This is a genomic window from Arthrobacter sp. NPDC093128, from assembly GCF_040683875.1.
In the GTDB taxonomy this organism is placed as follows: Bacteria; Actinomycetota; Actinomycetes; order Actinomycetales; family Micrococcaceae; genus Arthrobacter.
Genome location: NZ_JBFBEY010000062.1, coordinates 1 through 4,568 on the forward strand (window position 1 = coordinate 1; position 4,568 = coordinate 4,568).

At 62.1% G+C, this 4,568-nt stretch carries 4 protein-coding genes and 1 pseudogene; 2 read left to right on the top strand and 3 right to left on the bottom strand.

The features are described 5' to 3' along the window. A pseudogene (locus tag AB0N24_RS27370) lies at positions 1-361 on the bottom strand (BCCT family transporter); the annotation flags it as partial. Positions 362-395: 34 nt separating this feature from the next. Then, complete coding sequence (locus tag AB0N24_RS27375) at positions 396-746, bottom strand: bifunctional 3-phenylpropionate/cinnamic acid dioxygenase ferredoxin subunit (protein ID WP_364131709.1); 351 nt, start codon at positions 744-746, stop codon at positions 396-398. Between the two features lie 251 nt (positions 747-997). Here AB0N24_RS27375 and AB0N24_RS27380 point away from each other — a divergent pair, with 251 nt between their 5' ends. After that, positions 998-2,221 (top strand): FAD-dependent oxidoreductase, encoded by a 1,224-nt coding sequence (locus AB0N24_RS27380; RefSeq protein ID WP_364131711.1) that lies wholly within the window; start codon positions 998-1,000, stop codon positions 2,219-2,221. A gap of 79 nt (positions 2,222-2,300) precedes the next feature. Beyond that, a complete protein-coding gene (locus AB0N24_RS27385) occupies positions 2,301-3,437 on the top strand; it encodes an aromatic ring-hydroxylating dioxygenase subunit alpha (protein ID WP_364131713.1) in 1,137 nt (378 codons plus the stop codon). 53 nt (positions 3,438-3,490) lie between these two features. On the opposite strand, the gene AB0N24_RS27390 is transcribed toward AB0N24_RS27385, so the two are convergent. Then, positions 3,491-4,285, bottom strand: a complete 795-nt coding sequence (locus AB0N24_RS27390; protein ID WP_364131715.1) for an IclR family transcriptional regulator — start codon at positions 4,283-4,285, stop codon at positions 3,491-3,493. Between the last annotated feature and the right edge of the window lie 283 nt (positions 4,286-4,568).

Here is a 4,568-nt window from a genome sequence, read left to right on the forward strand (position 1 = left end):
CGGTGTACTCCATGACCCAGTTCAGGACGCTTGTGGAGGTCTCGGAGAGGCTGTCCCGTCCCATGAAACCCCAGATCACAAAGGCGATGGCGATGGCGCCGGTGATCCCGAAAGTGACCTTGTCGAGGTTGAGCCTCCGGTTCCGGCGATCCGTCACGGCCCGCTCGGTCTTGGTCTGACGCAGCTCCTGCAGGAGCTGGTCATAGTCCTCGGTGTCGAGGTGAGGTGCGGAAGGGAGTGGATCCGGGCCATCGATCACGAGGATGGCAGGTTGCCCTTGCAACTCCTTGGAGTCGTCCGGAAGGTTATCTTCGTTATGTCGTTCATCATCTTTTAAGCCAATGTCACTATTCAGTGCCATGAGGTAGTCCTTTGTTTGGATTCATGGGCTGGTGCTAGACGTGGCCGTCGACTGTCAGGCCAGGGGGGAGGTTGGGAGCCTCTTCGGATTCAGTGATCATGATGTCGCCATCGACCACCGTCACTTCGTGGGAGCGGACCGGCAGCTTGGCCGGCGGGGCGTCGACGCTTCCCGTGCGCAAGTTGAACCTGGACGCGTGGAGCGGGCACTCGACCCAGCAGTCCTCCACCCAGCCGTCCGCCAGGGAGGCATCCTGGTGCGTGCAGGTGTCGTCAATGGCAAAGAGTTCGCCCTCCTCGGTGTGGAAGACGGCAATGGGCGGCGAAGTATTCAGCCGCAGCGCTTCGCCGGGTGCCAGTTCGCTGAGCGCGCATGCCTTGTGCATCGAAGGACCTCTTCGTTGTTTTGTGGAACCTTGACCTCGCAACGGCCGGCGGTCGAGTTCCGCAAGAAACAACAGCAATCGCGATAAGCAACAGCGTGCGGCAGGTCACACTGCTTGTCAAGGTATTTCTTCTCTGTTGCGGGACTGGGCCCCGTTGACCGGCGGGCCTTGACAGTGGCCGTGGCGTAGATCACGCTGTTGCTTATGGCGCTTGTTGTTGCGTTGAAAGCAATTGAAAGAGGAACGTCGAAATGAAGACGCTTGCGATTGTGGGAGCCTCTCTGGCGGGTCTTTCCGCCGCCCGTGCAGCCCGCACCCAAGGCTTTACCGGACGACTGATCATCATCGGCGATGAGCAGCACCGTCCCTACGACAGGCCGCCATTGTCCAAGGACTTCCTGCTCGGTACGGTCACAGTGGAGGACCTTTTCCTGGAATCGGACGCCGACGAGCTGGAGGCTGAATGGATGCTGGGCACCGAGGCCGCTTCCCTGGATGCCTCCTCGCGGACCATCCTCCTTAAGGACGGCCGCGCCGTGCAGGCGGACGGCATTGTCATCGCCACCGGTGCGAGGGCGCGGCAGCTGCCCACCCTGGCCGGGCTGAGCAATGTCTTCACCCTGCGTACTCTCGGGGACGCACAGAGCCTTGCACCCGAACTGGTGCCCGGCAGCAGGATGGCTGTGATTGGTGCCGGCTTCGTCGGCGCGGAAGTCGCCTCCGCTGCCGCATCGCGGGGCATGGAGGTCACTATGATCGACACCAATCCGGTGCCGTTCGCCGCTCAACTGGGTTCGGAGATGGGTGGCGTTGTAGCCGGACTCCACGCAGCCAATGGGGTGGAGCTCATTTCATCTGCCGTCATTGAGGACTTCTACAGCGGCGAAGGCAACGTGACCGGACTCCGGCTGGCGGGAGGACGCTATGTGCCCGCCGACGTCGTGGTAGTGGGCATCGGAGCCGAGCCGAACACCGGGTGGCTGGAGGGCTCCGGCTTGGAGCTGCGGGGTGGCGTCGTGTGTGATGCCATGGGCCGCACCGGACTGCCGGGAATCGTGGCCGTGGGGGACTGCGCCGCCTGGTTCGACCATGCCGCGGGCACTCACCGACGAGTGGAGCACTGGACCGGCGCCATGGAGCGCGCCACGCTGGCTGTCGAGGCGCTCCTCGACGCGGACGCCATGCCGAAGCCGGCCAAACCGCACTATTTCTGGTCCGACCAATACGGCGTCAAGCTACAGTTCGCCGGCCACTCCGCCGGCTACGACCGTCTGGAAATCGAAGTTGGCGATGTCCTGACGCACAGCTGCCTTGCCGTGTACTACCGCGAGGATGTACCGGTGGCGGTCCTGGGCATGAACCAGCCGAAGCTGTTCACCAAGTGGCGGCGGAACCTTACAGCGCCGGTCGCGGCTACCTCCGGTTCGCAGGGTGCGGACACCTCCGCGCTGGCGGGGGCCGCGGTCTTGTCGTGATTCAAAATCTCTACGTGAAATCTGTCCCTACAAAACGTGGCTTTTGTTGTTTTTGATCTTTGTTCGTTAGGAGGACAAATTGTCTGTTGAGGTTAGTACCCCGAGTCTGATTCGTACCCTGCCGGGGTCCACTTATGTGGATGAGGCGGTGTTCCGGGCTGAGCAGGAGCGGATCTTCGAGCAGATGTGGTTCTGTGCTGTCCGTTCGGCTGATCTGGATAAGGCCGGGGCGTGGCAGACGGTTCAGATTGGGCGGGAGAGCGTGCTGATCAGCCGTACCCGCAAGGGCCAGATCCGTGGTTTCTATAACATTTGCCGGCACCGCGGGGTGAAGCTGTGCATGGAGGAGAAGGGCGAAGCGGCGCGTTCGTTCCAGTGCCCGTACCACGCGTGGACGTACGATTTTGAGGGCAAGCTGATCGCGGCGCCGAACCTGACAAAGATGCCCGACATCGATCGGGACGAGTACGGGCTGGTGAAGGTCCACATCCGTGAGTACCTGGGGTATGTCTGGGTGTGCCTGGCGGACGAGCCGCCGTCGTTCGAAGAGGAAGTCATGGGCGCCATCGAGGAACGCCTCGGTGACGTGCATGCCATTGACGGCTACGATGTGGCCAACCTCAGCCTGGGCCGCCGGATCCGGTATGACGTGAAGGCGAACTGGAAGCTGATCATTGAGAACTTCATGGAGTGTTACCACTGCGCCACCATCCACCCGGAACTGACCGAGGTCCTGCCGGAGTTCGCCGACGGCCTGGCCGCGCAGTACTTCGTGGGCCACGGTGCGGAGTTCGGTGAGGACGTCAAGGGCTTCACCGTGGACGGCTCGGAGGGTCTGGACCTGATCCCGGGCGTGAGCGAGGACCAGGACCGCCGGTACTACGCGATCACCATCAAGCCCACGGTGTTCGTGAACCTGGTCCCGGACCATGTGATCATCCACCGTATGTTCCCGATGGCCGCGGACCACACGATCGTGGAGTGCGACTGGCTTTACCTGCCCAGCGTGGTGGAGAGCGGCAAGGATGTCAGCGCCTCAGTGGAGCTGTTCCACCGTGTGAACCAGCAGGACTTTGACGCCTGCGAGCGGTGCCAGCCGGCCATGGGCTCGAAGGTCTACGCCAAGGGCGGCGTGCTGGTCCCCAGCGAGCACCACATCAGCGCGTTCCACGACTGGGTGCAGGAAATGGTCGGCGACGTCACCCCGTCCCGCTAAGCCGAACCCGGTGGCTGAGCTTGTCGAAACAAGCTCAGCCACCGGCTTGGCGTTTAAAGCCCGGTGTAGCCCAGCTTTGCACTGATCCTCAACCCGGCCTCGCGCAGGCCCTGGATGAGATCGGGTGTATTTTCCGGGTCGAAACGGAATGACGGTCCCGAGATACTCACGGCCGCGATAACCGTTCCAACGTGGTTGTAAACAGGCACAGCAACTGCGGTTAGTCCGATCTCAAATTCCTCGTGCACCACTGCGTACCCATTGCGGGAAATGTCGAGGAGCTGGTTCTCCAAGGTTTTCCGGTCGGTGACGGTGCGGGGTGTCCGGCCTGCCAGGCTGACGCTTTTGTATATCTGGTCCCGTTCGTCAACAGACAGGGCCGCCAGCAGGACCTTGCCGCTGGAGGTGGCATGGAGGGGCGTGAGACTTCCCACCCAGTCGTAGGTAGCGAGCGTGGAGGGCCCCATGGCCTGGTCCACATTGACGGCATAGTTGGACCGCAGCACGGCCAGGTTCACCGTCTCCTTGTATTCGTCCGCGAGGCTTTCCAGGATCGAACGGGCCTCGCGCACCAGGCTCAGGCGGCCGGGAATTGCGCTGGCGAGTCGGAGGATTCCAAAGCCCAGCTGATATTTTCCGCGATCATTGTTCTGCCGGACGATCTCCCTGGCCACCAATGATCCCAGTAGTCTTGAGACCGTGGATTTGTGAACACCTAGTTCTTCGGCGATTTCGCTGACGCCGGCATGGCCGGTTCTGGCCAGGATGTCCAGTACTTGGAAGGCACGGTCTACGGATTGAACACCTCCGCCCGGACCCTCAGCTTCTAGCTCGTCTTTTGCAGCCATCGCTGGTGCCCCCACGCCGATGCCGTGACGAGCGGCGGGCCTGGCCGTCTGTACCGTCCTATTTGCTTCACAGGAACGATCCTAGACCGGAATGGCACTGCACCGTCACTTTGCTATTAACGGAACGCAGAATACCCCGCCGCGGATGGTCCGCGGCGGGGTGTTCGTATCAGGGGCTGTCAGGCGCCGGTTTAGGGCGCTGTAGCGAGGGAGCGGTTCAGAGCTTGTTGGCTGCTTCTGCGTCTGATGCGGTCTGGCCTGCGCCGAGGTTGGCGCGCAGCTT

Coding starts and splice junctions, on each gene's coding strand:
- AB0N24_RS27390 (WP_364131715.1), bottom strand. CDS start 4,285: ATGGCTGCAAAAGACGAGCTAGAAGCTGAGGGTCCGGGCGGAGGTGTT.
- AB0N24_RS27380 (WP_364131711.1), top strand. CDS start 998: ATGAAGACGCTTGCGATTGTGGGAGCCTCTCTGGCGGGTCTTTCCGCC.
- AB0N24_RS27375 (WP_364131709.1), bottom strand. CDS start 746: ATGCACAAGGCATGCGCGCTCAGCGAACTGGCACCCGGCGAAGCGCTG.